Source organism: Methyloceanibacter sp. (genome assembly GCF_051306395.1).
Classification (GTDB): Bacteria; Pseudomonadota; Alphaproteobacteria; order Rhizobiales; family Methyloligellaceae; genus Methyloceanibacter.
Genome location: NZ_JBPPND010000163.1, coordinates 1 through 2000 on the forward strand (window position 1 = coordinate 1; position 2000 = coordinate 2000).

Genomic DNA, 2000 nt, shown 5'->3' on the forward strand with positions numbered 1-2000 from the left:
ATGCCTGTATCTACTCACCGGGGCCGATCACAGAGCGATACGTGACGACCGTTGAGGGGTTGGCACGAGAATGTTGAGGCGGGAGGGAACATCCCTCACGCCAGAACCTAATTTTATCTGGCGCTTGATGACGACTCAGTTAGCCTATGGATGAACGTCGATTGCTTTACTATCTGTCCATTCTTTCATGAATTGGGGCGATTGATGCCAGTTCCGTTGGCCGAATTCGCAAATTCCATCAATCCCAAGTCGACGACTTTGATGTTGGGAGCTGGCTCGTCGATACCGAGTGGTGCTCCCACCTCCGCCGAACTAGCAAGCGCTCTCATCAAGTCACTAGGTCAGGCCGATTTTTCGGATCCAACACTGGCGGAAGCTGCAGGCCTAGCCCGCCCTTCTCATGAAGCCCGTCCGTGGGCGCTCGGTTTGTCGATGGCACATGGCGGATCTGCTTCGGCGATGATCCATCGACACCGCTGGGAGCGGCGTGTGCAGACCCGACAATGTTCCTTTGTTTGAAGTTGCGATCGGGGTGGCGACGGCGGCTCAGGCCGCGGCTCTTCGCAGCCTGTCTTGGGCGATGGCGAAGGTCACCTGATGCGGGCAGGATGACGCGAAGGCGATCTTCACGCGGCGCACGCTCTTGGTGATCAGCGCACCGATCTTGAGGAGCTTCAGCCGGATGGTGCCGCATGTGGCCTGGGCCAGCTCGGTGTCAGCAAGACCGATGCGCCTGAGCGCGGCCAGCACGACGTAGGCGAACGCCGCGAACCAGAGCCGCAGTTGATTGGCACGCATCGACGCTGCGCTGGTGCGGCCGGCGAACAGATCCGCTTGGCATTCCTTGATACGATTCTCCATCTCGCCGCGCGCGCAGTAGACGTCCTCGTAGAGCTGGCGGGCATCGCCATCCGACCAATGCAGCGAGGTGACGACGAAGCGCGGGTTGGCCTTATCATCGAGCCATTCGGCCTTGGCGACGACCTTGCGCGGCTTCGCCCAGCCGTCGCGCGTATCCCAACCGTCGAGAACTGCGAACCGGCGTTCCGCCCGACCCGAGCGGCGGCTGGCGCGGCGGGCCAACACCAGCTCGCGCTTGATAGCGCCGACGAGCCGCACGTTGCGAGCCAAGCCGAAGATGAAATCGACGCCGTTCTCTTCGCACCATTCCATCAACTCGTCGCGTGCGAAGCCCGAGTCCGCGCGCAGGATGATGCGGACATCCGGCCAGCCCTCACGAATCTGCGCGACGATCCGCGCCACCTCGTCCCTGGCGCCGTCGGCGGCATCCTTGTCGGCGCTGCGGAGCTTGGCGGCGAGCAGGTGCCGGCCGGAGAAGATGTACAATGGCAGATAGCAATAGCAGTCGTAGAACGCATTGAAGTGCCGCCCTTCCTGCTCGCCGTGGATCGGATCGTGCGTGGCATCGAGATCGATGATCAACCGGCGCGGCGGCTCGTCGTGGGCCTCGGTCATCATCGTCACAAACAAACGTTCCATCGCGGCCGGGTCGTGCGTGATCTTGTGATATGGGTCCGTCCCGACCTTCGCCGCATGCTCCAGCCGATTGAGGGTCGACTTGCCGGCGAGCGGCGCGCAATCCGAGCGCTTGGCGGTCAGAGTGCCGCCGAGCACGCCGAGCACCGGATCGTGGCGCAGCTGATCGTGATCGACGATGTCCTCGTAGCCGAGCGCGATACCAAAAATACGCTGGCGCAGCATCGCCGCCAACTCGTGAACGGTGAACGCCGGGTTGCGGCCGTCTTGGAAGCATCCGGCGAGGCGCGACACGAGGCCGATCGCCTTGTCGGTCTGGCCGAGCAGCAGCGCGCCGGCGTCGGAGGTGATCGCGCCGCCGTCGAAAGCGCCCACAACCTGACGGCCTTCGACGGTTCCGAAATCGAACGAATCCTGACTACACTCTGTCGGCATCGGGGCAGTCCCTCCTCGCGCGTAAAGTCGTTGCTGCACAACAACTTTCGCTGAGTCGGAGCCCCGGT

General features: G+C 62.9%; 1 protein-coding gene. It reads right to left on the minus strand.

The genetic code is table 11. The features are described 5' to 3' along the window. Positions 1–546 precede the first annotated feature (546 nt). Entirely contained in the window at positions 547–1932 is a 1386-nt protein-coding gene (locus ACSLE4_RS08335) for an IS1380 family transposase (protein WP_435904000.1), read from the minus strand. Positions 1933–2000: the final 68 nt, after the last annotated feature.